The following is a 25120-nucleotide window of genomic DNA, read 5'->3' as shown; positions in this document are numbered from 1 at the left end:
GAGGTTCTCTAGACCCAGAACTCGGCAATACGCTCGGCGATGGCATTGCCCTGCGCTCGTCCGGCGACGGCCGCAGCCGATCGGACCGCGATGTCGGTGGCATCGGGGCCGATCGCGGCTGCCGAATCTGCATCGGGGGCAATCACTTCCACCTTCGAGCCGCCCTTGATCAGCCGCTCACGTTCGATGTCGAACGGATCGTGCTCCAGGTCGAGTGCACCGACTCTGAACACCAGTACCTTCTCGAAACCGACTGCCAGATCCGCATTTTCGCTGGCGCGGATACCACCGTCGACGTAACGATGATCACCGATCGTCACCGGCGGCCACATTCCCGGGATGGCGCAGCTCGCGGCCACCGCATCGACCAACTGAACGCCCGAGCCACGATCGAGAACCCGATGACGACCGCTCACCGCGTCGACCGTGACGATACGCAGATCGCGGTTCGGCCAGGAGTGCGACGGTAACCGTCGTTCGATGATGGCCCTGCGCTCACGCTCGCTGATCGTCGAGGCCGACAGCGCCTCGGTGCCGATACGCCTGCGCGTGTCGATGGCACTGCCGTCGGAGTTCTGGGCAGCCCGAGCCAACATGGAGACCAGTTCGTCGATGGTCGCCTCGGCATGCGGTTCGTGGTCCTGCTTCGCTTCGTCTGCCTGCCGCTCGAACAGCTCGGTCAAGGCGGCTCCGCTCGAGATCTGGGCTGCGACCGAGGACCCGGCCGAGGTCCCCAACAGCATCTCGGCGTCGCTGACGTCGGCTCCGGCTTCTGCCAATCCCAGTAGGACACCCGTCTGCCACGCAATGCCTGCGACTCCGCCGCCGCCCAATACGAGTGCTCGCCTGGTCATGGTCGTACCCCTTCTTCGAAAAGATCCGTCAGGAACTTACAGCGCCGGTGTGTACACGTGGACGCAGCCAGTCGATGAGATCGTCGAGTACGCGCTCCTTCTCCGGTTCGTTGAACACTTCGTGGAACAGCCCGTCGTACGTTTTCAGGGTCAGGTCGTCGGATCCGGCGAGTTCGGCGATGAGCTCGCTGCCCGAGACGTCGGCCAAGCGGTCCGCCGTCCCGTGCTGGAGCAGCACGGGAATCTTCAGCGACGGCAGGCGAGCAGGGAACGTGTCCCCGACGCCCAGCATCGCCGCGGCAAGGCCCGCCGAGACGCTGCCGTGGTAGCCCAACGGGTCGGCGACATAGGCGTCGACGACGTCCTTGTCGCGAGAGACGAGAGTGGGATCGAGCTTGAGCACCGGGGCGGCCGGTACGAAGCGTCCGAGGAGCTTACCGACCGCCACCAGGGCTTTCGGTTGCCCGACGCTGGGGACGACGGCAGGGCCGGACAGCATCAGACCGTCGAGATCGGCCTGATGGTCGAGGGCGTAGGACAGTGCGATGGCACCGCCCATGCTGTGGCCGAGCAGGAAGGTGCGCTGATTCGGATGCTCGGCAGCTGCGATGCCGAACAGCGTGTGCAGGTCGTCGGTGAAGTCGGACCACTTGTCCACTGACACCCGTTTGCCACCGGATCGCCCGTGTCCGCGGTGGTCGGGCGCGTAGACGACGAGGCCGAGCGAGCCAAGCCGTTCGATGACGTGCCGGTACCGGCCCGCGTGCTCGGCCAGGCCGTGGGCGAGCACCACAATCCCGGTCGACGTGGTCTCGGGGGTCCAGACGTCGTAGACGATTCGGGTTCCGTGAACTCCGACGAACGACGACTCGACATGCTTCATCCGGTCACCGTACAAGGGCAGCGGGGCGTTCGACGGCCCATCGGAGAACCTGCAAAATTTGCTTGGGTAACTATCCTGGTGGAACGGGCGATGTAGTTGTGACACGCCACTACCGTTTGTCCCCGCACCTCGGGGCACGGCACCGACCAGGACTCAGGAGTGAAGAATCCAGAATGCGTGATGAGTCCGCCACGAGCACGTCGCCGCGGTGGCGCGACCCCAAACGCTACCTGTGGCCGCTGGGGCTGACGATTCCTCTCAGCCCGTTCCTGGCCTGGGGGCTGGTGACCCTTCTCGGGCCCGGTGCGTTCTGGACCCTCGGCCTGATGATCATGGGTGTCGCACTGCCACTGGTGGACAGATTCGCCGGAGTGGACCGCAGCAATCCCCCGGACGAGGCGATCGCCGCGCTGGAGAAGGATCCGTACTACCGCTGGTGCGTCTACCTGTTCCTGCCGTTGCAGTACGCGGGACTCGTTGCGGCCTGCTATCTCTGGGCGCACGGCCCGCTGGGAGTTCCGGAGCGGATCGGCCTGGCCATCACCGTCGGCATCGTCGGTGGGGTCGGCATCAACGCCGCGCACGAGCTGGGCCACAAGCGTGAGCGTCTGGAGCGATGGCTGTCGAAGGTGACACTGGCACAGTCCCTGTACGGCCACTTCTACGTCGAGCACAATCACGGCCACCACCTCCGCGTCGCCACCCCGGAGGATCCGGCGTCGGCAAAGTTCGGCGAGTCGTTCTGGAAGTTTTTGCCGCGCACGATCGTGCACGGCCTGCGCTCGGCCTGGGAGCTCGAGACTCGACGCCTCGCCCGCCAGGGCCTGTCTCCCTGGTCGTACCGAAACAACCTGTTCAATGCCGCGGCCATGAGCGTTGTGCTGTTCGGCGTGCTGATCGCCGTCTTCGGTGTGGTGACCGTGCCGTATCTGTTCCTGCAGGCTGCGATCGCGATCGTCCTCTACGAGGCAGCCAACTACCTCGAGCACTACGGGCTGCTGCGGCAGAAGCGCAAGAGCGGTCGATACGGCAAACCGACCCACCGCGACAGCTGGAACAGCGATCACCTGTGGAGCAACCTGTTTCTGTACCACCTGCAACGGCACAGCGACCATCACGCGAATCCGGTGCGCCGCTACCAGGCACTGCGCACCGTCGACGAGTCCCCGCAGCTACCGGCCGGATATGCAGTGATGATCTTCTGCGCGCTGGTTCCGCCGTTGTGGCGCAAGGTGATGGATCAGCGACTGATCGACTTCTACGACGGCGACGCCGAGCTCGTCAACGTCGACCACTCCGACCCCAAGGCAGTGCGGAAACTCGAGCAACTGTGCGTCGAGCGCGCTGAGGCGTAGTGAGAGTTCACACCGCCGCAGGTTCGTCGGTCTGTGCCCGCAGGTAGCGACCGAAGTGCGGCACCGTGAACGCGATGGTTCCGCGCTCGGCCGAGTAGATCAGGCCCTTCTTGATCAGTCCGTCGCGAGCGGGAGACAGCGATGCAGGCTTGCGCTTCAGCTCGGTGGCCACGGCCGAGGTCGGCACCGAGCCGTCGTCCACGGACAGTTCGGCCATCGCACGCATGTATTCACGCTCGGCAGGCGTCGCACGCTCGTAGCGAGAACCGAAGAATCCGACGGCCAGTTCCTCCTCCGCCGTCGGAGCGGCGACGCGCACGTCCTCGACGGTGATCGGGGTGTCGGCCGCGAGATCCCACGTCGCCTTGCCGTAGGCCTGGACGAAATACGGGTAGCCGTCGGCGGCCGCATACAGCGCGTCGAGCGCGTCGGGGGTGAATTCGACGTCCTCGCGGTCGGCCGGAGCGATCAACGCCAGGTCGGCCGCGGCTCGCTCGAGTCGACCGATCCGGTGGTAACTGAACAGGCGCTCGGAGTAGCTCTTGGATGCCGACAACACCGCAGGTAGGTGTGGCAGGCCGGCCCCGACGATGATCAGCGGCGCGGTGTCCTGACTGAGCTCATGGCACGCCGCACACAACGCGGAGATGTCCGCGGCACCCAGATCCTGCATCTCGTCGATGAAGATGGCGATGCCCACGCCCACGTCGCCGGCCAGCGCGGAGGCGTCGAGCAGCAGTTCCACGAGGTCGATCTCGATGTCGCCGGAGTCGGCGCGGCCGGTCTTCGCCGGGACGTCGATGCCGGGCTGCCACCGCTCCCGCATGCCCTTGTCCGCGGTGGCGCGTAGGGCGAAGGCCTTGAGGACGCCGAGGAATTCGTCGACGCGTTCGGGATCGCGATGCGATGCCGCGATCCCGCGGACCGCCATGTGCAGCGCCGACGACAGCGGTCGACGCAGTTCCTGGTCCGGCCGAGCCTCGATCTTGCCGGTGCCCCAGCCGCGGGCGATCGCCGCGGATCGGAGTTGGTTGAGCAACACCGTCTTCCCGACGCCTCGCAGCCCGGTGAGAACGACGCTGCGTTCCGGCCTGCCGCGGGTGATGCGTTCGAGTACGACGTCGAAGGCGTCGAGCTGCTTCTTTCGGCCTGCGAGCTCGGGTGGGCGCTGGCCGGCGCCGGGGGCGTAGGGGTTACGCACGGGGTCCATGGGGCCAAAGTTACAACGAATCGTGCGATATATGCGGACATCTAGTTCGTGTCCTAGAGATCTGTATTCACTCGATACTTGCGCGCGGCTGCGACGGAGGACTACTTTCTGGGGTGTGAAGCGCATTCTCGTAGTACGCCGCCGTAGCGGGGTCTGATTCGGACCGACCCCTCGCTGCGGGTCGTCGTGCTCTCTCGGTCCTCCCTTCACATTCGCCAGGACCACCCTCATGAATGCATTTGCTTCCACTCTCGCCACAGATCCGTTCCACGCCCGTTTCGGTTGCGCCCTGCCGCGCACGATGCGCGACGAGATCACCTGGCAACACATGTCGTGGACGAACTTCACCGACCGCTTCTCGCCCAGCACCGGGCCTCTTCGACTGGGGTCATGGACCGGGACCAAGTCGACGGGTTGCAGGATCGAGTTCGACGCGACCTTCGGCGTCGGCGATACGATCATCGCCTGTGCGGCAACGACTTACGGGCCGATCGAGGCATTGACGTCGATGCTCCACGACGCCGGATTCCGCATCGAGATCCTCTCGTTCCACCAGCAGATCATCGGCGACGAGACCGCCACCTTCGTCCTCGCCGAGCACGACGGTCGCCGCGAATGGTCGATGGGCATGGATCCCGACGCACACCTGTCGGCCGTGCGAGCCGTCATCGCCGGAGCGAACATTCTGCATCGCTAGCGGACACGACGCCACGTCCTGCATCGGTAGCGCTTTCTTCGACGGTCTAGCGCGTATGCAAGACAGGCGAAGACTTTCCTAGGGCATCTCGATCGTCTCGGCGCGGCGCACCTCGGCCAGTGCGTACCGCAGATAGGTCTCGGCTCGGCCACGGCGCACCGCGAGCAGGTCTGCGACCACCAGCAACGCGTGCGCCGGACGCGGCCTCACTCGCGACTGCTCTTCGATGTCGGACACCCCCAGCGCTCCGGTGAGCACCTCGACGAACCCGTCGATGTCCAGGTTCGGCAGCCAGTCCGCTCCTCGTACGGTTCGGCCGAGGACCTCCTGGACGTTCTCGCCGGTCAATCCGTCGCTGTATACCTCTTCGAGCAACGTGCGTACCATCTCGGCATGCACGTGCCCGGCCTTTGCCGAGTCCGAGCGGCCCAACGATTCGACGGCATCGTCGAACGCCACCGAATTCTGCAAGGCGACAGCAGCCAGCGCATCATTCGTGGCATCAGCGATGCGCCGAACTTCGGCGGGCCATTCGGCAGGCCAGGTGACGGGCATCCGACTCGGGGGAGTCGACACGGGGGAGGAGTCGGTCATGACAGAAGTGTCTCATCGGATACCGTCACGGTTCCCTTTATCTGTTACCGGTGTTTATACTAAGTCTCGCACTGTGGCACCGGCCACACCTGCGAACGTGGAGGAGGTGGCTCGATGAGCGAACGGAAGATCGTCGCATCGGATCCCGGTGAAGTGATGCTGCAAGCCAGAAACGTCAAGTTCGACTGGAGCGATCTGCCGATGCACTGGGTGCCGGGCGATCCGTACACCACGCACGTACTCAACGTGCTGCATCTGCTGCTGCCCGCCGGCGAGCACTGGTTCGTCGACACGTTCAAGGAAGCCCTGCCGTACATCGACGACGAGAAGCTGCGCGACGACGTCATCGGCTTCATCGGCCAGGAAGCCGTGCACGCCGAGGCACACACCGGCGTACTCGTGCATCTCCAGGCCAAAGGACTCGACCCGACTCCGTTCACCGACCAGATGGAGTGGGCCTTCGGCAAGGTCCTCGGCTCCGATTCGGTGACCAGCCTTCGATCGAAGAACAACCTGGTCGAACGCTTGGCTCTGATCGCCGCGATCGAGCACGTGACGGCATTTCTCGGTGACTGGGTACTCAACGCCGACGGTCTCGACCGCGCGGGCATCCACCCCACCATGCTCGATCTGCTGCGCTGGCACGGTGCCGAGGAAGTAGAGCACCGCTCGGTCGCCTACGACACGCTGCGATACTTCGACAAGCGCGAGGTTCGCCGGTTGCGTACGTTCGTCGTGGTCGTGCCGTTGATGGCCTACATCTGGATGCGCGGGATCATCTTCCTGATGAAGAACGACCCGGAGCTGCAGTCGGCACCGAAGTCCGTCCGCAAGCCGCGCTCGGCACTGTGGCGGAAGTCGGTCAAACGCGGCACCCTTCCCGCGCTGACGCACGTCGGTCGCAGCATGTCGCGCTACCTCAAGAAGTCGTATCACCCCAGCCAGGAAGGCTCCACAGCTCAGGCCGTCCGGTACCTTGCGTCCTCGCCGGCCGCTCAGGCTGCAGCGAGGTGAAGCTGTCTTCACGGCGCGTCCCGCGGCTGCTCCCCAAGGATGCTCCGCCGGACCTGCGCGGGCGTGGGCGTCCGGATCGCTCGATGCAGCTGCTCGGTACGTTTCTCAACGGGTACATGCAGGCGGCGGCCGGAGCGGAGTACAACGACGCCGTCGCCGGCCACAACCCCGATTCGGCGTTGAAGTTGGTCGTCACCGAACGCGAGATCGTCGCCGAGGACAACGATGTTGCAGCCCTCACCCTTGCGTCGCCGACGGGTGCACAGCTGCCCATCTGGCATCCGGGCTGTCATCTCGATCTGCACCTGCCCTCGGGCCGTCGCCGGCAGTACTCACTGTGCGGAAATCCCTCCGATCGCAGCTCCTATCGCATCGCGGTGCGCCGAATCCCGACCGGCGCAGGCGGATCCATCGAAATGCACGGACTGCAACCCGGCACCGAGGTCACCGTCCGTGGCCCCCGCAACGGATTCCCTTTCGTCGGCGACGGCAGCGCACTGTTCATCGCCGGCGGTATCGGGATCACTCCCATCATCGCGATGGTCCGCGCCGCAAGAATTCTCGGCATGGACTGGCAATTCGTGTACTGCGGTCGATCACGCGACACGATGCCCTTTCTCGACGAGATCGAGAGCTGGGAATCGGACCGGGTGTTCGTCCGGACCGACGACGTGCACGGGTACCCCACCGAGGGCGAATTGCTCGAGCGCGCACCCGCAGGCGGTGCCGTCTACTGCTGCGGCCCCACCCCCATGCTCGACGCAGTCCGCCGCGACTTTCGCCAATGCCCATCCACCGCACTGCATTTCGAGCGATTCGGTCCGCCGCCGATTCTCGACGGCACGCCGTTCGAGGTGCAGTTGATCAGCACGGGCGCTGTGCTCGACGTCGCCGCCGACGCCTCCGTGCTGACGGCGGTCAAGGAGCAGAAACCCAACGTCGCGTACTCGTGCCAGCAGGGCTTCTGCGGTACCTGCAAGGTCCGGGTGCTCTCCGGTGAGCCCGAGCACCTGGAAAACAGACTGACGCCGGAAGAGCAGCGCGATCACATGCTCATCTGCGTTTCACGCGCACGCAGCGGGCGTCTCGTACTCGATCTATAGAACGGAAAACTGTTGAGCAGCAACGCGGTTCGTACCACGGTCATCAACGAGGGAATCCGGCTGGCGGTGTTCGAGAGCGGCAATCCCGACGGCGATCCCATCGTCCTCGTGCACGGCTGGCCCGATACTCACGAGCTGTGGAGCCACATCGTGCCGCAGCTCGAGGACCGCTTCCGGGTGATCAGCTACGACTCCCGCGGCGCAGGCGAGAGCTCGGTCCCCGCGGAGCAGTCGGCGTACAAGCTGGCCCGGCTCGCCTCGGATTTCTATGCCGTCGCCGACGCCGTCAGCCCCGACGCCCCGGTGCACGTGCTCGCCCACGACTGGGGTGCCGTCGAGGTATGGGAGGCCGCAGCCCAGCCCCAGGCGAAGGACCGAATTCGTTCGTACACATCGATTTCCGGGCCGAACCTCGATCACCTCGGCAAGTGGTCGCAGTCGCGCCTGCGCAAACCCACCCTCACCGGCATCAAGCAGGTGCTCGCCCAGGTACGCGCGTCGTGGTACACCGTCACCTTCCACATCCCCGGCCTGTCCACGTTGCGCATCAAGCGGCAGTTCGCCAAGGGGTGGCCGGCGTTCCTCCAGGAGTTCTCGGGCGTCGATCCGAAGCTCGTCACCCAGAACCCCACATTGTGGTCGGATGCCACCAACGGCACCAAACTCTACCGGGCCAACATCATTCCGCTCCTGGGCAATCCACGTGAGCGGTACATCGACATCCCCGTGCACCTCATCGTCAACACCGAGGACGTCGCGGTGCGTCCGTACCACTACGACGACACCGGCAAGTGGGTGAAGAACCTCACGCGCAACGACATTCCGGCGGGACACTGGTCGCCGATCTCCCATGCCGACGACATCGCAAGACTGACGAGGGAATTCATCGACTCGCTGGACTGATGTTCACGAATCACCCGGCCAGGTGCCCGCGTAGCGTCGACGCGGTGTAGTCGGCGCGAAACACACCGCGCCGCTGCAGGATCGGCACCACCTGATCGACGAAGTCCGCCAATGAGTCCGGGTAGCGCGGACACATCAGATTGAAGCCGTCGGCACCGCGGCCGATCCACGACTGCATCTCGTCGGCGATGGACTCCGGCGTGCCGATCATCGTCGCGTGGCCGCCGCCCGCAGCGAGGGTGCCGAGCAACTCCCGCACAGTCGGGGCGTCCTTCTCGATGATCCGCAGGATCGTCTCGTAGCGACCCTGCGGTCCGGCGAACTCGGCCGCCGGAGGCAGGGACGGTACCGGCGCGTCGAGTTCCCAGGCAGCACAGTCCTGTCCGGTGAACGTCGACAGCATCGCCAGTGACTGCTCCGTGGGCAGCAGCTCATCGAGTTCGGCCTTCTTGCGGCGAGCCTCGTCCATGGTCGACCCGATGTACGTCACCAAACCCGGCATGATGCCCACTGTCGCGCTGTCGCGGCCCGCATGCCGGATTCTCGCCTTCACGTCGTTGTAATAGCTCTGCGCTGCAACGAGATCGTAGGCAACGGCATAGATCGCCTCGGCGTACTTCGCGGCCAGATCCCGGCCCGGGCCCGACGCGCCGGCCTGAAACAGCACCGGCTTCCCCTGCGGCGACCGCGGCACCGTCAGCGGGCCGTCGACCCGAAAGTGTTTGCCGTCGTGGTCGATCGAGTGCACCTTCGCCGGATCGGCGTAGTGTCCGCTTCGATCGAGCGTCAACGCGTCGGCATCCCACGAATCCCACAGCGCCCGAGCCGTATCCACGAACTCCTCGGCGCGGGCATATCGCTCCTCACGAGCCGGGATGACGTCCATCCCGTGGTTGCGTGCTTCGGCGTCGAACATGGAGGTGACGACGTTCCAACCAGCACGGCCGCCACTGATGTGATCGAGCGACGCCAACATGCGTGCAGCGTGGAACGGTGTGTAGAACGTCGACGAGACCGTGGTGACGAGGCCGATGTGCGTGGTGGCCCGCGCCATGGCGGACAGCGCGGTGATCGGTTCGAGGAACCAGGTGCCTGCCCCGGCCGGGTCGCGTACCGAATGACCGTCGGCGAAGAACACCGCATCGAACTTGCCCCGCTCGGCGAGCCGCGCGAGTTCCTCGTAGTACGAGATATCGCCCAAGTCCTCCACTCGCGAATCGGGGTGACGCCACGCCGCGCTGTGGTGGCCGCAACCGTAGAGAAAAGCGTTGAGATGCATGTCAGTCCTTGACCAGGCCACCGTCGACGACGAGATTCTGGCCGGTCACCGACCGCGCCCACGGCGAGGCGAAGAACAGCAGAGCGTCGGCGAATTCCTCGGGGGTGGTGACGCGTTGCAGCGGGGTCGAGGCGGCGATGAAATCGAACACCTCGGCCGGGGTCGCGGAGCTGGCGTCGGTGGTGCGGAGCAGTCCACCCGAGACCATGTTGACGGTGATGTTGTCTGCGCCCAGATCGGCGGACAGAGTGCGGGTCAGCGAGAGCAGCGCCGCCTTGGAGGCCGTGTAGTCGTGGTACGGGACTACTGGATTCTGGAACAAGTTGGTGCCCACGTTGATGATTCGTCCGAACCCCGCCTCGCGCATGCCCGGCAGTGCGGCCTGGGTGGTCAACAACGCCGCGCGGACGCTGCCGCGCAGTTGAGCGTCGAAACGCTCCCAGGTGATCGTGTCGGCTTTGGGCCGTGCGTCTCCGTCGAACGAGAAATCGGCCAGCGCGTTGTTGACGACGGTGGTGATCGGGGTGCCGAAATGCTCACGCGCGGTATCGAACAGCGCGGCCACCGCGGCGTCGTCGGTGACATCACCCTGGACCGCGATCGCGTTCTCACCGAGTCGGTTCGCCAGCGCTTCGGCGGCATCTTTGCTGTTGCGGTAGTCGATCACCACTCGGGCACCCTGGCCGGCGAACGCCGCGGCGATCGCTGCTCCCAGTCCGCGTCCACCGCCGGTGACCAACACTGTCTGCTCGTCGAATTTCATGCGCCTCGCCTCTCGTTCGAGGTCGGGACCGTCACGAGGGGACAGGAATACCGCAACGCCACGACATTCCCTTCGCTGGTCCTAACCAGATCAGGTTCGACGGGTGTGTTCTCAGCCCTGACGGGCACCCCGTGTCGCGGTCGACTGTACCTGTAGCGGTTTCTCGCCGTGTCTTGTTTTCACGCTAGAGAAGCAAATGGAACCGAATACACGCGTTCAGCCGATCACGGCCCAGCCGTGCGGCGGGACGCTCACCCGCCCGTCGTGCAGATCCGCTTCGCCTGCGAGCACCTCGTCGCCTTGAACCGGGTAGTCGATGGCGTCGTCACCGAGGTTGAGCGCGACCGTCAGCGATTCGCCGTCGGCGTGCGCGCGATAGAGCAGTGCGGTGTTGGTGAGTTCGAGCGTCTCGGTGCGCGCGGAGTACAGCCACGGATTGCGACGCCGAAGTGCGATCAGCTCCTGATGCACTCGGTAGACCGGCCAACCGTACGGAGCGAGATTCTCGGACGTGTCGGGGTACTCCGGACGCACCTCGTCATCACCGCCGACTCGATCCTCCTTGATTCCGCGAAACGCCTGCTCGTCGCCGTAGTAGATCATCGGCATACCGCCCACGGTGAACAGAACCACCAAGGCGTGCAGCAGATGTCGCTCGTCCTCGATGACGCTGGCGATGCGGTTGACGTCGTGATTTCCGACGAACGTGGCGGGCACGAAGGCGTCGAGCCAGCCGTTGTGACGCTCGAGCGCATGGGAGAGCTCGAAGAAGTTGAGCTCGCTCAGACCGCTCCAGACGGCCTTCCACAGCTCGTACTGAGTGACCGAGTCCAGCGTGGAGGCCGAGACGATTCGGTCGTAGTCGCCGTGAATGACCTCGCCGAGAAAGTATGCGTCCGGGTGCTTTTCCCGAACCTTCGGCAACACCGCGGCCCAGAAACGCGGCGATACCGCATAGGCCGCGTCCAGCCTCCAGGCGTCGACGCCTCGCTCGAGCCAGTGCGACAGGACATCCACGACGTACTGCTGCACATCCGGGCTCTCGTGATCGAGTGCGACCAGTTCGTCGTGGCCCTCGAAGTTGCGATGCGTCGGCTTTTCACCGGACCAATCGAGGTGGAACCACCCCGCGGCCTCGGAGTCCGCACCCTCGGTCAGCGCTTCCTGAAACTTCGGAAAACTCTGCGCCACATGGTTGAAGACGCCGTCGAACATGATCTTCAGACCGCGGGAGTGCGCCGCGGCGATCAGGGAGTCGATATCTTCGTCGGTGCCGAGCCTGCCGTCGATGTGGAAATAGTCGACAGTGTCGTATCCGTGCTTCTCGGACTCGAAGATCGGACCGAGGGCGATGCCCGACGCACCGAGTTCGAGTGCGTAGTCGAGCCAGTTCTCGATTCTGTTCAGCCGGTGCAGATCCGCCTGAGATTCACCGTCCCAGCCGTGCACCGGCGCACCGGTGAAGCCGAGCGGGTACAGGTGCCACCAGATGGCGTGCTTCGTCCACTCCATCAGGACTCCATGATCGAGTCGCGGCCCAGTTCGCCTGCGCCGGTATGGCCGGACAGGCTGGTCACCAGGTCGAATTCGGCCAGCAGACAACGTAATACGTGCGCGACGCCCTCCTGACCACCGAGCGCCAGGCCGTAGAGGAACGGTCGGCCGAGCAGCACCCCATCGGCTCCCAGAGCAAGAGCCTTGGCCATGTCGGCTCCGGTGCGTACTCCGGAGTCGAACAGGACTGTCAATTCATCGCCCACCGCCTCTACGATGGACGGCAACGCGTCGAGTGACGCTCTGGCCCCGTCGATCTGCCGGCCGCCGTGGTTGGAGACGACGATGCCGTCGACCCCGTGCGCGGCCGCCTCTCGGGCGTCGCCCACGGTGCAGATTCCCTTGAGCACGATCGGCCCACTCCAGTGCTCCCGGAGGAACGCCAGATTCTTCCACGACAGACCGGGGTTGGGAAACATCTGCGCCCAATGCATAGCGGCGGCAACGGGATTCTCCTCGACCGGCTGCCCCAGGCCGGCCTGGAACGCCGGGTCGCTCAGGTAGTTCTCGATGCCGAGGTTGGCCAGGAACGGCAGGTAACCGCGGTCCAGATCGGCGGGCCGCCAGCCCAGCAGCGTCGTGTCGAGCGTCAGCACCAGCGCGCTGAATCCGGAATCCTTCGCACGCTGCAGGAAGCTCAGCAACACCGATTCGTCCGTCGGCCAGTAGAGCTGATACCAGCGCGGAGCGTCGCCACCTGCCTCGGCGATCTGCTCGAACGAGTGCGAGGCCTGGGTCGAATGTATGTACGGCACACCGAGTTCCGCGGCGGCGCGGACGGTGGCGAGCTCCCCCTCGGGGTGCGCGAGAGTCTGAATGCCCACGGGAGCGATCATGAGCGGGGCAGGCATGTCGGTGCCGAGCACGGTGCACGCGTGATCACGAGCCGCCGAGCTGCGCAGCATCCGGGGCGTGATGGCCCACTTGTCGAAGGCGGTGCGGTTCGCACGCGCCGTCGAGCCGCTGCCCGCACTGGCCACGATGTAGCCGAGGGCCTCCGGAGAGAGCGTCTCGGCAGCCTGCTCCTCCAGCCTCGCCAGATTGGTGGTAATCGACGGTGTCTGCTGCGCGAACATCCCGGCGGCGTAGATGCCGAGTTGGTGATCGCTGAAGTTGCTGGGCCTGGCCTCGGTCATCGTTCGACCCTACCGGGGCACCGCCGAGGATCGGGCGAGAAATGCGTCGAGCAGAGCCGAGCAACGCACCCGAGCTGCAGGTTCGGCGTCCGCGATCGCTCGTCTGATCTCGCGGGTGTCCACCGCATGTTCGACGCCGTCGCGGTCCCACGCCGCAGCCCACGCGTCGTAGGTGTCGAGGTCGATCTCGGGGTGGAACTGCAACCCGAGGTGCGGCCCGAGCACGAAGGCCTGTTGCGCGGACTCGTTGCGGGCGATCACCGTGGCCTGCGGGGGAGCGGTGAACGTATCGCCGTGGAACTCCATCCACGGTCCGGGGGCGATGAGCTCGGGCTCGGACGTCTCGACGTCGACGAATCCGTACTCGGGATGCTCGGACTTGCGAACGGTGCCGCCGAGTACCCGAGCGAGCAACTGTCCGCCGAAGCAGACACCCAGGATCGGGACCCCTGTGTCGATCGCCTCCCGGACGTACGCGATCTCCGGCGCGAGCCAGGCCAGCGTGTCGTCGTACGCGGCGTCGGGCGAGCCCATGACGACCAGCAGCTGTGCGCCGGACAGTGGTGGCGGCGCGAGGTCTGGGCTGTGGTCGAAGGAGTGCACGTCCAACTGGAAACCCCTGGTGCGTAACTCGGCGTCGAGAGTGCCGATGTCGCGTCGCGCGAGAGCCGGGTCCTGATCGTGGACGAGCACTACAGCGCGCGGGTCGTTCGGGTATGTCACAGGGCTCCTTTACGGTGTTCGTGCACACCGTACGACAGACTGGATCCGATGCCACCTCGTAGACGCACAGCCCGATCCACCACTGCCCGCACCGTCAAGGCCGGGCAGAGCAGCGCTGCGCGAAAGTTCGCGGCCGCGAAGAACGGCGAGCCTGCAACGACGAAAGCTGCCCCGAAGAAGGCCGCACCACGCAAGAGAGCGGCTCCGCGCAAGACCTCGTCCCGCAAGGCTGCAGCACCGGATCTCCGGGTTCCCGATCCCGGGGAGCGGGTCTGGGTGTTGGACGTGCCGTTCGAGGACAGGTCGGCGGCGGGTGCGGCCGGGGCGCGCTGGTACCCGGGTCCGCGGGTCTTCGCGTACTACGGCACCGCGTTGCCGGAGTATCTGCAGCCGTACGAGTCGATGCCGTACAGCCTGCAGCGGTGGCTCGAGGACGACGCCAACGAAACATGGCGTGACGAGGTGGTTCGGGACCGTGCGATGCAGCCTCGCGACACGCAGCTCGAATCGGTACGACGGCATCTCGCTGCCCTCGAGGCCGGGTTCCCGTACTTCGCGCAGATGGATTCGACGGGTCTGGGCAAGACGCTCGCGGTATGCGAGGCCGTTCGGCAGATGTCGGCGGCCGAGATCGGGACCGTACTGGTGGTTGCGCCCAAGGGCGCGTTGCCGGGATGGCGTCGAACCATTGCCGACAGCGAGGCCGATATCGAGCCGTCCGATCGCAAACGCTGGCTGTTGATCACGTATCAGTCGACGAAGAAGCTGCTGTCGGTGCCGCCGGAGACCGATCTGGGCAAACGTAAACGGACACAGAACAAGCGGACCATCTCGCTCGGTGAACTGCGGTTCGACATCGACGTGGTGATCGCCGACGAATCGCATGCGTTGATGAACATCGAATCCCAGCAGTCGCAGATCCTCTGGCGGTATCAGGAGGCGGCGCGCTCGGTGGTGTGGATGTCTGCCACTCCCGGCTATCAGCCGCTGCACTTCGCCTACATGGCGAGGGCCGTCGAGCGCAGCCGCGGGGTCGAGATCCTCGGCGACGACGAGTATCTCGGCTATGCGGTGACGATGAAGTGGGCCGAGTTCCTCATCGAATCGGGGTTCGCCGTCAAGGCAGGCAAGGCGACGACGGGATTGACGACGTGGCGGTGGGAGCCCGAGGACGCGGCCCGACGCGCCCGCGATATCGCGTCCGTACATGGGTGGCTGTCGGGAGGTGCTGTGCCGTGGTCGATTTCGCGCCCCTCGCCGCCGACCCCACGCGAGCCGCTCGGCCAGGAACTCACCGCCGCGCAGAAGCGGCTGTACAACTCGGCGTGGGTGGACTACCGCAAGGAAGTCGGGCTACCGATCTGGAAGGCCGTCGGCGGCAAGCGCGTGCTGCAGAAGAACCCGAGCACTCGTGCCGCGACCCTGCGATTCCGCCAGAAGTGTTCGTACCTACGCATTCCCGCGTCGGCCGATCAGGTGCGCACCTGGGTCAAGGCCGGCAATCAGGTGTTCGTCTCGATGTTCTACCGCGAGTCGGTGGCGGCGTTGGCGCAGACGCTTCGGGACGAGGGCCTCGAGGTCGCGGTCGTCGACGGGAGTATGAGCAGCCCGGATCAGGAGGCGTCGATCAGACGCTTTCAAACCGGCGACGCGTCGGTCATCGTCTCGACAACCACCAGTGCGATCAACCTGCACACCAACGAATTACTGCTCCCGGAGGGCACGGTTTCCACCCTCGCACCACGCGTGACGCTGATTCACGATCCCCGGTGGACGCCCATCGACATTCGGCAGATCGAGGGCCGGGCCAACCGAATAGACAAGGACCACAACCACACGACGTCGACCTGCTACTACGGCTACGCCGAGGGCACGGTCGAAGAAGAGATGGTGCTGACCGGTATCGAACGTATCGCTGACCTGGGATCGATCGTCGGGCAGGCGGATCTCATCGACCCGGAGGCGTTTCTCGCCGCGAAAGTGGACGCCGGAAAATAGCGACAATTGTGAGCAATCGTCCACGCGCCCGAGTAGGTTCGGTCCCATCGGCAATTCGTCGGTAGCGGGCTCACAGTGGCACCAGGAGTAGTCATGATCGTTCTCGGAATCATCCTCGCCCTCATCGGCTATTTCGCCGGCATCTCGATCTTGACGACCATCGGCATCATTCTTGTCGTCGTCGGCGCGGTTCTGACGTTGCTCGGTTCGATGGGGCGCGCAGTCGGTGGCCGCAAGACGTGGTTTTGACCTACGAGTTAGAACACACGTTCGATTTCTGTTAGTCTGAGCGGGCCCCCGAAGTTGGCGATGCGGCCAGCGGAGCCACTTCGGGCGGTCCATATCGGACGGTAGACAGTGTCGAAGGCGGTTGCGCGCGATGGCATCCGACGAGCGCGACACCGACCCGGTTGCCGGATCGCTCTATCGCGTCGGCGATCGGTGGGCAGAACGAGCGCCTTCTCGCTGCACCAACGGCCATCCACTCGTCGCCGGTTCGGTATTGGTGGGTTCACGGGCCTGTTCGTGCGACCGCGGACATCACCGCACCCATCAGTGCGAACGCTGTGGCGTCGTGCTGTTCACGCCGGAGCTACGCAACTCGTGCAGTGACGCCAGCTTCGATTCCCGCGCTGCGCGAACACAGTCGCCCGTCGTGGACAATCGACGGTATGAACAACAGTGAGCCCGTCGTCGATCTGGGTCAACTGAGACAAGATTTCACGCGATTCATGATGAGCTACAAGTTCGGGATCGACGAGCTGATCACGAAGATCAACATCTTGAAGCAGGAATTCACCCACATTCACCGGTACAGCCCCATCGAGCACGTCTCGTCGAGGTTGAAGACTCCGGAGAGCATTTTCGAGAAGGCGCAGCGGAAGAAGTGCGCCCTGACTCTCGATGCGATTCGCGAGAACATCTTCGACGTCGCCGGAGTGCGCATCACCTGCAGCTTCATCTCCGACACCTACCGCATCGCCGACATGCTCAGCAGTCAGAGCGACGTGCGCGTCGTCGAGATCAAGGACTACATCGCGAACCCGAAAGCCAACGGCTACAAGAGCTTGCATCTGATCGTCGAGATTCCGGTGTTCATGTCCGATCGCGTCCAGCCGGTCCTCGTCGAACTGCAGATCAGAACCATCGCGATGGATTTCTGGGCGAGCCTCGAGCACAAGATCTTCTACAAGTATCGCGGGCAGATTCCGGAGACTCTGTTGGCGGAGCTGACCGAGGCGGCCGAGAGCGCCAACAAGCTCGACGAGAAGATGGAAAGCCTGCACGACGAGGTGGTCGAGCTGGGCGGCGAGGCGGAGAACTCCATCGCTCTCGGCGCGCTGCCGCCCATGGCTCTGCCTCCCGAGTTGCTGCACATGCTGCTCACGGCGCAGGCCGAGGCGATCGACCCCGATCGGGCTTGACGGTCACCACAACGAAAAACCCCGCTGCTCGACGGGCGAGCAGCGGGGTTCTGTTCTCGTATGCGCTAGCCGATGTGGACCGGAGTGTCCCCGACTGGCAGGTCGTCCTTCTTGGCACGGACCAGTACCAGCACGACCGGGCACACCAACGCGACCAGGATCGCGGCGGTTCCGAAGGCCCACGCGTAGCCCGACACCTCGGCTGCGAAAGCGTGATCGATGGTGGCGAGCACGAAGTTGCGGATCGGTTCCGGTAGCGCGGCCAGCATCTCGTCGCTGGGGATTTCCTGGCCGGCAAGAGCCTCCGCAGGAACTCCTGCGGGCGGCGTCGGTGCCGGGTTCTCGGCGAGGAACGTCGTCTTCGACGAGGTGTACACCGTGGTGAACACCGCTGCGCCGAGTGCGCCGCCGACCTGAAGCGTCGCGTTGATCAGCGCGGATGCGGCACCCGCATCGTGATCGGGGACGCCGATGAGAGCGACGTTCTGCATCGGCACCATCAGCAGGCCGAGACCGAGCCCGAGTAGTACGACTCCGGGGAGCACGTGCGTCCAGTACGAGGTGTCGACGCCGATCTGCGTGAGCAGCAGCAGGCCGATCGCCGAGACGACGGGCCCGACGGCCATCATCGGCTTGGGCCCGATCTTCGGTACGAGTGCCGAGGCGATCGCGGCGGTGATCAGGATTCCGCCGGTCATCGGCAGCGACGCGACACCGGCGATGACCGGGCTCATCTGGAGCACGATCTGGAAGTAGAAGGTCAGATACAACGTGCCACCGAGCAGTGCTGCACCGATGACGGCCGACCCGATGTATGCGGCACCGCGGTCGCGGTCGAGCAGAACGCTCAGGGGGAGCAGCGGGTTGGCGGACTTGGATTCGACCACGACGAACGCGGCGAGCAGCGCGAGGCCGAGAGCGATGAAGGAGATGGTGGGTACCGTCGCCCAGCCGTCCTCGGCTTCGGTGAAGCCGTAGACCAGCGAGGCCAGTCCGAGCGCGACGAGGATCGCTCCGGGCAGGTCGTAGCGGGTGTCGCCGTGTGCCTTGCTCTCCTTGACCAGCGGGACTGCGGCGGCGATCGCAATGATGGCGACGGGGATGTTGACGAGCAGGCACCAGCGCCAGTTCGCGTACTCGGTGAGCACTCCACCGAGGAGCAGTCCGACGGCTGCGCCGCCACCGGCGATCGCGCCGAACACGCCGAATGCCTTGGCGCGCTCCTTGGTGTCGGTGAAGGTGACCGTCAGGATCGCCAGCGCTGCGGGTGCGAGCAGTGCAGCGAAGACGCCCTGACCTGCGCGTGCGATGAACAGCTGCCAGCCCTCTTGGGCGAGTCCGCCGACGGCGGAGGCAACGGCGAAGCCGGCCATGCCGACGATGAACGAGCGCTTGCGGCCCCAGTAGTCCGCGATTCGACCACCGAGCAGCAGCAGCGCGCCGAACGCCAGCGCGTATGCGGTGATCACCCAGGTGCGGCTGGTGTCGCTGATGCCGAGGTCGATCTGCGCCTGCGGCAGGGCGATGTTGACGATGGTGCCGTCCAACACGATCGTGAGCTGCGTGATGGCGACGATGCAGAGCACCAACCAGCGGCGTTCGTAATTCGGATTCTCGGCCAGCGCCCCGTGTTCGGAGACCTGCGACATGTTTCTACCCCACTCGTACTCGTTGATTCTCTGGGCACGAAAAATGTCCCGACCGAAAAGGTAAGCGACGATGGACCGACTGTCAAACGAACTAGTTGGTTGGCGGTAGGGTGGCCGCCATGAAGCCTGACGCAAGCGCCACCCGCGCCCGCATCGTCGTCGCTGCCCGCGCAGAATTCTCCGAGCACGGCCTGGCCGGGGCACGGGTCGATCGCATCGCGGTCTCGGCCAAGGCGAGCAAGGAACGCCTGTACGCATACTTCGGAGACAAGGAAGCACTGTTCCGGGCCGTCGTGGAAGACGGATTCGCGCGCTTCCTGGAGTCGGTTCCCTTCACCGTCGACGATCTCGGGGGATACGCCGCGCGCGAATATCTGCACCTCGCCGCGAATCCCCAGGAGCACCGACTGCTGCTGTGGACGCAACTTCAAGGCGGCACAGCGGTCGCCGGTGCCGACGACATCCATGCGGTGATCGCCGAGCGACGAAACGCCATGGCGGCCGCGCAGCAGAACGGACTGATCTCCGACGCCTTCACCGTCGACGACCTGTTCACCATGATCTTCGGCATCACCTCGGCCTGGATGACCGCGCCCGGCAGTGATTGCGGACCCGTCGACGACGCCGAACACCAGCGTCGGGCGTCGAAAATCGAAGCAGCGGTCCGACGACTCTGCACTCCGTAGCAATGTCTATCGACATCTAGCTTCGAGTGAAGAGTTACGAATAGTTGGGTAGCGGGCCGATTTTCCCGCAAACGCGCGCGCGTTCGCCATACGCGCGCGAATTCGACACCGATCCGTTGACGATTCCGAACGCGTCTGACAATTCCGCGCGCATCTGTTCCCTACGCGTACCTCGCCAACTCACATGAGCCCGCAGGCCGCCAGAATCGCCGCTTCACGGTCTGCCGAGAGCCCGACTGGTCGTCGATCACTCCTCATCGGCGATCGACCTTTCAGCGATTGCAGCCACGTCCACGTGTCCGCGACGGTCTCCTGAATCGGTCGCGTCCGAAGCCCCGCGGCGAATGCCTTCGATACGTCGGATGCATGCAGCGAATCATGATCCGCGCCCGGCGGAATCCAGATCGGGAGCTCCGTCCACGGCTGCACACCTGCAGTGCGGAGCACGTCCGGCTCCACCCAGCACAAGCGTGCGTCGGACCGGGTGGCGTCGATGCAGCACTGCAGAAGCTCGCCGATCGTGGCGTGACCCGGCCGACTCACCACGTCGAATGCCCCGCCGAGACCCCGGGCGGCAGCGTCCAGACTCCAAGCGACCAGATCACGGGCATCGATGTACTGCAGTGCCAGATCGACCGGACCGGGCGCAAGCACATCCCCGGCGTGCTCGATTCTGTTCAGCCACCAGGGAAGTCGACCGATATTTTCGTAGGGTCCCAGGATCAGACCGGCGCGAACCAGCAACGCATCAGTACCGAAGCCGGCGACTACGGCCTGCTCGCCGCCGAGCTTGCATCGCGCATAGTCCTCGCCAGGTCCCTGCACCGTCGGCCAGGTCTCGGTAGCTCCCGCTTGCGGGGCGTCGTACACCGAACGGCTGGAGACATACATGTAGCTACCGACTCGACCGGCGAGCAGCGCCGCCGACTGTGCCACCACGTCCGGTTCCCACGACCAGGTGTCGAAGACTATGTCCCAGTTACCTTCTCGGATCTCATTCAGTCCGTCGGGCGAGCGTCTGTCTCCCCGAAGTTGTGTGACACGAGGATCCGACGCGGTTGTGCCGCGATTGAGTACCGTGACGTCCCACTGCAGATCGAGAGCATGTTCGACGGCAGTTCGCCCCACGAAGTCGCTGCCACCGAGGACCAATAGCTTCATGAATCCAGTGTGCCGGTGAGCAGTCCGTCCGTTCTGCCGAACGCCCGGTTCGGATCTCTGCTGACAGCAGAGCGGCTCGGGCTACACAGGAAGCTTGCTGTGTCCCGTCTCCTTGATGGTCAGTACCGTCGCTACACCGATGACGCACACGCCCATGACCCAGTACGCCGGTGACATGGCATTGCCGGTCGATTCGACCAATTGTGCCGCCACGTAGGGTGCCGTTCCACCTGCCGCGATCGTTCCGATGTTGAAGCCCAACGACACTCCGGTGTAGCGAACTGCCCGAGGAAAGAGTTCGGTGAACAGCGGGAAAGCCGGGACCTGCACCAAGCCGTTGAGCACCATGTAGACGAAGTAGACGACGCCGACGACGAGAATGCTCGACGTGGCACCGAGAATCATGAACACCGGCAGCGCAATGATCACGTAGGCCACATAGCCGAACAGCAGCACCGGTTTGCGGCCGAATCTGTCGGTGAGCATCCCACTCAGCGGAAATGTGGCGCAGGCCAATGCAATTGCCACAGCCGACGTCCAGTACACCGAGTCTTTCGAGAAGCCGAGGTCGTTGATCAGATACACGCTGAAGTAGGTCAGTCCGATGTACCCGGATCCGTTCATGGCGATCGCGATGCCGACGACGCGTAGCACCGACCACGGTTGCTTCTTCACCACGTCGCTCAACGGGCTCTTGGCGACCTCGTTCTTGGCTGCCATTTCCTCGAACTCGGGGCTGTCTTCGAGCTTGAGCCGCACACGGAGGCATACGAAGGCCAGGGGCAGAGCCAGCAGGAACGGGATGCGCCATCCCCACGACGACATTTGTTCGTCGGTCGTGATCAGAGCCACGAGCCCGACGACGGCTGCGGCGACGGCGAAGCCGAGAGTCGATCCCACCGGCGTGAAGGACCCGAAGAATCCTCGACGGTTCGGCGGTGCCGACTCGGCGATGTAGGTTGCGGCACCGCCGATCTCACCACCTGCCGAGAATCCCTGGGCGAGCCTGATGATGACCAGCAGAACGGGGGCCAGCACCCCGACACTCGAGTGCGTCGGCAGCAGTCCGAGAATGCCGCAGGCAACACCCATGCACACCACGGTGATGACGAGGGCGTGCCGACGACCCTTGCGGTCTCCGAGCCGACCGAAGAAGATTCCGCCGAGCGGACGGGCGACATAGGCGACGCCGAACACGGCCAGGGTCGCGAGAATCGACACGCCTGGGCTGGTGGATGGAAAGAACAGCGGTGCGATGATGACGGCGAGGAAGCCGTAGACCGCGAAGTCGTAGTACTCGATGAGCGTACCGACACCTCCGGCCAGCGCAGCTCGACGCGCGGTCGTGGTGTCCGCCTTGGGCGGTGCAACTCCTGCGCGGGAGTGTTCGGTGTTCGTCATCGCGCTGATCCTTCTGTGAGTGGTTGCTTGCTTCGGTGTTCGGAGAGAAGGAGTTCGTACGAACCGCCCGCTTCGATGACGGCGACGGTTCGGGCATTCGGTGGATGGCCGGTGATCGTGGTGCCGTCCTGCTTCGACACCTCGGCCCGACGCCAGTCGAGTCTGACATCGTCGCCAACGGCCACCGCGTCGGATATCCCGGGAACGGTGATCAGGGGCATACCGTTGAAGGTCTCTCCACGCCAGAATCCAGGCGAGAACGATTCCGCCACAACGGCGCTGATGCCCAGGTTGCGCAGCGCGACCATCGGCGGATAGTGCGGATGTCCGTAGCCGAAGTTCCGCCCACCGACGATGATGTCTCCGGGTCGAACTCGATCCACGAATTCCGGGTCGTACGCCGCCATGCAGACCGACCTCAAATGATCGGGGTCGTAGGACTTGATGTTCGCAACGCCCACGACCAGGTCGATATCGAAGTCGTCACCGAATATCCACGCGACCGCACCGTTGATGACGTCGGGCGGAGGCGGGTAGGCGCTCACGACCCCACCTGCGCGATCGTCCCGGCGAGGGCGCTGGCCGCGACGGTGAAGGGCGAACCCATGTAGATGTTGGCGTCGGAGCTACCCATTCGCCCGGAGATGTTGAGCACCCCGGTGGAGATACAGTTCTCGCCGGCCGCGAGGGGCTTCTGGTATCCGAAGCAGAAGTCGCAGCTCGACACCGCGATGTGTGCACCAGCTGACCGCAGGATGTCCAGCAGCCCTTCGCTTTCGGCTTGATCATGCACCTTCTGGGAGGTCGGTACCACGTTCAACTCGACGCCGGGGGCGACGGTCCGCCCGTCGAGCACCAGTGCAGCAGCGCGCAGGTCCTCGATGCGGCCGCTGGCACAGGATCCGATGAACGCCTTCGTGATCGGGATTCCGGCCAGATCGGCAGCGGTGTGGGTGTTGGCTGCGCGAGCCGAACCGGGTTGCACCACCTGCGGAACGATGGTCGACAGGTCGATGGTGTGGTGCGCCGCGTAAGTGGCACCCTCGTCGGGGAGCACGGGGGTGAACGCCTGCCGGGCGACGTCGTGGGCGTAGGCGAGAGACAGTTCGTCGGGTTCGAAGATCGCCGAGACCGCACCGGTGAACATCGCCATTCCGCAGAGACCCTGGCGGTGGTCGATCTTCATCGACCGCGCTCCGGGACCACCGAACTCCATCACCTGATGGGCACATCCGTCGGCACCGACCAGGTCGATGATCGTGTGAACGAGATCGCGACTGTCGACGCCGGCACCGAACTCACCCACGAGGTCGAACCGTGTGGTGGCCGGGATGTCGACGTACAGCTGTCCCGTCACCCAGGCCTCGATCAGATCCCGACGGATGCCCCAACCCAGTGCACCGAAGGCACCGATTCCGCTGATGTGCCCGTCGAAGTGGACGAGAAAGTCTCCTGGCGTCGCGAGTCCGAGTTCGGCAGTGAGCTGGTGGCCGATGCCTCGGCCCTCGTGCAGCTCGATGCCGTAGAACTCGCACCAGTCTCGCGTGACCTGATGCACCTCTTGCTCTTTGGCGTTCTTCTTGGTGAGCATGTGGTCGATGAAGACGACGTAGCGAGATGGGTCGTCGAGTTCGGTGATGCCGAAGTCCTCGCGCATCTGCCGGAACATCACGTCGGTGTAGCCGGGGAAATCGTAGGCAATCATGCGAGCGGGCCGGACGGCGTGATTCTCTCCAGCGTGCACCACATCGGCATCACAGGTTCGGCCGAGGATCTTCTCGACCATCGTCAGTGCGTCGGAGCTCATACCGATCACACCTTCGCGTCGGCAGGAAGGTACTTGCGTTGTGCTGCTTCCACTTCCGGGAAGCCGATGAGATCGACGAACTCGTGGTGCTGCAACGCGTCGGCGCTCACGTCGGCCGGCGCTTCACCTCCGGCCAATCGGCGCAGAGCCTCACGAGCTGCTCCGGTGGCGGCCATCAGCACCTGGGTGGGCAGCAGGGCGAGTCGAACGCCGATCTGCCCGAGAACCTCGGGGGTGAACTCACGCTCGGTCCAGGTCGACGCGGTCAAAGTCGCCATCAGCGGAACGCCTACCGCGTCATGACAGCGAGCCCACTCGTCGGCGGTCTCGAAGGTCTTGGTGACGGGCATGATCATGTCGGCACCGGCGTCGACGTATGCGGTAGCGCGTCGGATCGCGTCGTCGCCACGAGCATCGGTGCGGGCGATCATCAGGACGTGCTCCGGCAGCGAATCCCGGACGGCTCGAACCTTGCCCGACGCTTCCTCGATGCTGATGAGGTCCACCGGCTCGCCGACGCAGATCGGGCACTTCTTGGGTGAGAGCTGGTCTTCCATGAAGACACCCTGCACGCCCGCGGCCGCGAATCGGCCCGCGGTCCGCGCCGCGTTGACGGCGTTGCCGTAGCCGGTGTCGATGTCCGCGACGAGCGGGAGGGAGGACGCTTCGCCGATCGTGCGCACCGCCTGGAGGTTCTCGGTCATCGTGTAGAGCTCCGCGTCGGGCAGCCCGAGGGCCGCCGACACGGCGAAGCCGGATGCGCACAAGGCCGAGAACCCGGCCTGTTCGGCCAGCTTCGCCGTCAGTCCGTCCCATACGCCCGGGGCATACACCAGGCCCTGTTCGGTCAGATCTCTGAGTGTCGCGGTCATGAGCACCATCCATTTCGTATTGCGGAATGCATTCCGAAACTAGAATGGTGGCGA

Annotated in this window: 24 protein-coding genes and 1 riboswitch; of the genes, 9 read left to right on the top strand and 15 right to left on the bottom strand. The window is 64.8% G+C overall.

The genetic code is table 11. The annotated features are described in order from the left end of the window. Positions 1-8: 8 nt before the first annotated feature. Positions 9-854 carry a patatin-like phospholipase family protein gene (locus AB0362_RS18210; RefSeq protein WP_317549210.1) on the bottom strand — a complete coding sequence of 282 codons (846 nt, stop codon included), beginning with the start codon at positions 852-854 and terminating at the stop codon, positions 9-11. Positions 855-882: 28 nt separating this feature from the next. Continuing rightward, positions 883-1737, bottom strand: a complete 855-nt coding sequence (locus tag AB0362_RS18205; protein WP_317549209.1) for an alpha/beta hydrolase — start codon at positions 1735-1737, stop codon at positions 883-885. Positions 1738-1910: 173 nt separating this feature from the next. Here AB0362_RS18205 and AB0362_RS18200 point away from each other — a divergent pair, with 173 nt between their 5' ends. After that, positions 1911-3092, top strand: a complete 1182-nt coding sequence (locus AB0362_RS18200; protein WP_317549208.1) for an alkane 1-monooxygenase — start codon at positions 1911-1913, stop codon at positions 3090-3092. A 7-nt stretch (positions 3093-3099) separates the two neighbouring features. Here AB0362_RS18200 and AB0362_RS18195 read toward each other — a convergent pair whose 3' ends face one another. Beyond that, positions 3100-4302 (bottom strand): ATP-binding protein, encoded by a 1203-nt coding sequence (locus AB0362_RS18195; RefSeq protein ID WP_068048586.1) that lies wholly within the window; start codon positions 4300-4302, stop codon positions 3100-3102. Between the two features lie 229 nt (positions 4303-4531). Here AB0362_RS18195 and AB0362_RS18190 point away from each other — a divergent pair, with 229 nt between their 5' ends. Further along, on the top strand, positions 4532-4999 hold the full coding sequence (locus tag AB0362_RS18190; RefSeq protein ID WP_317549207.1) for a 2-isopropylmalate synthase: 468 nt from the start codon (positions 4532-4534) through the stop codon (positions 4997-4999). Positions 5000-5077: 78 nt separating this feature from the next. Here AB0362_RS18190 and AB0362_RS18185 read toward each other — a convergent pair whose 3' ends face one another. Further along, positions 5078-5593: a hypothetical protein gene (locus AB0362_RS18185; RefSeq protein WP_149406833.1), complete on the bottom strand. Its 516-nt coding sequence runs from the start codon at positions 5591-5593 to the stop codon at positions 5078-5080. Positions 5594-5707: 114 nt separating this feature from the next. Here AB0362_RS18185 and AB0362_RS18180 point away from each other — a divergent pair, with 114 nt between their 5' ends. From AB0362_RS18180 to AB0362_RS18170, 3 genes are all read left to right on the top strand, one after another. Further along, positions 5708-6607, top strand: coding sequence for a metal-dependent hydrolase (locus tag AB0362_RS18180; RefSeq protein WP_094669920.1), 900 nt, complete (start codon positions 5708-5710; stop codon positions 6605-6607). An 83-nt stretch (positions 6608-6690) separates the two neighbouring features. Further along, complete coding sequence (locus AB0362_RS18175; protein WP_259468195.1) at positions 6691-7710, top strand: PDR/VanB family oxidoreductase; 1020 nt, start codon at positions 6691-6693, stop codon at positions 7708-7710. A 12-nt stretch (positions 7711-7722) separates the two neighbouring features. Next, positions 7723-8613 carry an alpha/beta fold hydrolase gene (locus tag AB0362_RS18170; protein WP_317549206.1) on the top strand — a complete coding sequence of 297 codons (891 nt, stop codon included), beginning with the start codon at positions 7723-7725 and terminating at the stop codon, positions 8611-8613. A 10-nt stretch (positions 8614-8623) separates the two neighbouring features. Here AB0362_RS18170 and AB0362_RS18165 read toward each other — a convergent pair whose 3' ends face one another. From AB0362_RS18165 to AB0362_RS18145, 5 genes are all read right to left on the bottom strand, one after another. Next, positions 8624-9892 (bottom strand): LLM class flavin-dependent oxidoreductase, encoded by a 1269-nt coding sequence (locus AB0362_RS18165; RefSeq protein WP_317549205.1) that lies wholly within the window; start codon positions 9890-9892, stop codon positions 8624-8626. Between the two features lies 1 nt (position 9893). Then, complete coding sequence (locus AB0362_RS18160; protein WP_317549204.1) at positions 9894-10655, bottom strand: 3-oxoacyl-ACP reductase; 762 nt, start codon at positions 10653-10655, stop codon at positions 9894-9896. A gap of 49 nt (positions 10656-10704) precedes the next feature. Beyond that, positions 10705-10797: riboswitch (TPP riboswitch) on the bottom strand. Between the two features lie 74 nt (positions 10798-10871). Then, the gene (locus AB0362_RS18155) at positions 10872-12167 is read right to left on the bottom strand and encodes an alpha-amylase family glycosyl hydrolase (RefSeq protein ID WP_317549203.1); all 1296 of its coding nucleotides are present in this window, start codon (positions 12165-12167) and stop codon (positions 10872-10874) included. Next, entirely contained in the window at positions 12167-13345 is a 1179-nt protein-coding gene (locus tag AB0362_RS18150; protein ID WP_317549202.1) for an alpha-hydroxy-acid oxidizing protein, read from the bottom strand. The genes AB0362_RS18155 and AB0362_RS18150 overlap by 1 nt, the downstream gene beginning before the upstream one ends. A 9-nt stretch (positions 13346-13354) precedes the next feature. Further along, on the bottom strand, positions 13355-14068 hold the full coding sequence (locus tag AB0362_RS18145; protein WP_317549201.1) for a type 1 glutamine amidotransferase: 714 nt from the start codon (positions 14066-14068) through the stop codon (positions 13355-13357). Between the two features lie 48 nt (positions 14069-14116). Here AB0362_RS18145 and AB0362_RS18140 point away from each other — a divergent pair, with 48 nt between their 5' ends. The 3 genes from AB0362_RS18140 (at position 14117) to AB0362_RS18130 (ending at position 17490) form a co-directional block, all read left to right on the top strand. Beyond that, positions 14117-16066 (top strand): DEAD/DEAH box helicase, encoded by a 1950-nt coding sequence (locus AB0362_RS18140; RefSeq protein WP_317549200.1) that lies wholly within the window; start codon positions 14117-14119, stop codon positions 16064-16066. Between the two features lie 93 nt (positions 16067-16159). After that, the gene (locus AB0362_RS18135; RefSeq protein WP_094611554.1) at positions 16160-16315 is read left to right on the top strand and encodes a DUF6131 family protein; all 156 of its coding nucleotides are present in this window, start codon (positions 16160-16162) and stop codon (positions 16313-16315) included. A gap of 422 nt (positions 16316-16737) precedes the next feature. Then, on the top strand, positions 16738-17490 hold the full coding sequence (locus AB0362_RS18130; RefSeq protein ID WP_068282717.1) for a GTP pyrophosphokinase family protein: 753 nt from the start codon (positions 16738-16740) through the stop codon (positions 17488-17490). 65 nt (positions 17491-17555) lie between these two features. On the opposite strand, the gene AB0362_RS18125 is transcribed toward AB0362_RS18130, so the two are convergent. Further along, the gene (locus AB0362_RS18125) at positions 17556-19139 is read right to left on the bottom strand and encodes an MFS transporter (protein WP_094640520.1); all 1584 of its coding nucleotides are present in this window, start codon (positions 19137-19139) and stop codon (positions 17556-17558) included. A gap of 119 nt (positions 19140-19258) precedes the next feature. Between AB0362_RS18125 and AB0362_RS18120 the strand changes: the two genes are divergently transcribed. Then, the gene (locus AB0362_RS18120) at positions 19259-19825 is read left to right on the top strand and encodes a TetR family transcriptional regulator (RefSeq protein ID WP_149406825.1); all 567 of its coding nucleotides are present in this window, start codon (positions 19259-19261) and stop codon (positions 19823-19825) included. Between the two features lie 180 nt (positions 19826-20005). On the opposite strand, the gene AB0362_RS18115 is transcribed toward AB0362_RS18120, so the two are convergent. The 5 genes from AB0362_RS18115 to AB0362_RS18095 all read right to left on the bottom strand — a co-directional run bounded on the left by AB0362_RS18115 (position 20006) and on the right by AB0362_RS18095 (position 25066). Then, positions 20006-20986 (bottom strand): NAD-dependent epimerase/dehydratase family protein, encoded by a 981-nt coding sequence (locus AB0362_RS18115; protein ID WP_317549199.1) that lies wholly within the window; start codon positions 20984-20986, stop codon positions 20006-20008. Positions 20987-21067: 81 nt separating this feature from the next. Continuing rightward, entirely contained in the window at positions 21068-22387 is a 1320-nt protein-coding gene (locus AB0362_RS18110) for an MFS transporter (protein WP_317549198.1), read from the bottom strand. Further along, a complete protein-coding gene (locus AB0362_RS18105; RefSeq protein ID WP_317549197.1) occupies positions 22384-22932 on the bottom strand; it encodes a 3-isopropylmalate dehydratase in 549 nt (182 codons plus the stop codon). Before AB0362_RS18105 ends, AB0362_RS18110 begins: the two co-directional genes overlap by 4 nt. Further along, complete coding sequence (locus AB0362_RS18100) at positions 22929-24173, bottom strand: aconitase family protein (protein ID WP_149407071.1); 1245 nt, start codon at positions 24171-24173, stop codon at positions 22929-22931. The genes AB0362_RS18105 and AB0362_RS18100 overlap by 4 nt, the downstream gene beginning before the upstream one ends. Before the next feature lie 26 nt (positions 24174-24199). Next, entirely contained in the window at positions 24200-25066 is an 867-nt protein-coding gene (locus AB0362_RS18095; protein ID WP_283347210.1) for an isocitrate lyase/PEP mutase family protein, read from the bottom strand. Positions 25067-25120: the final 54 nt, after the last annotated feature.

The sequence above is a fragment of the Rhodococcus sp. NPDC079359 genome, from assembly GCF_040702585.1.
In the GTDB taxonomy this organism is placed as follows: domain Bacteria; phylum Actinomycetota; class Actinomycetes; order Mycobacteriales; family Mycobacteriaceae; genus Rhodococcoides.
Note: the sequence above shows the minus strand (reverse complement) of the source record. Positions and strands in the feature narration are given on the sequence as shown.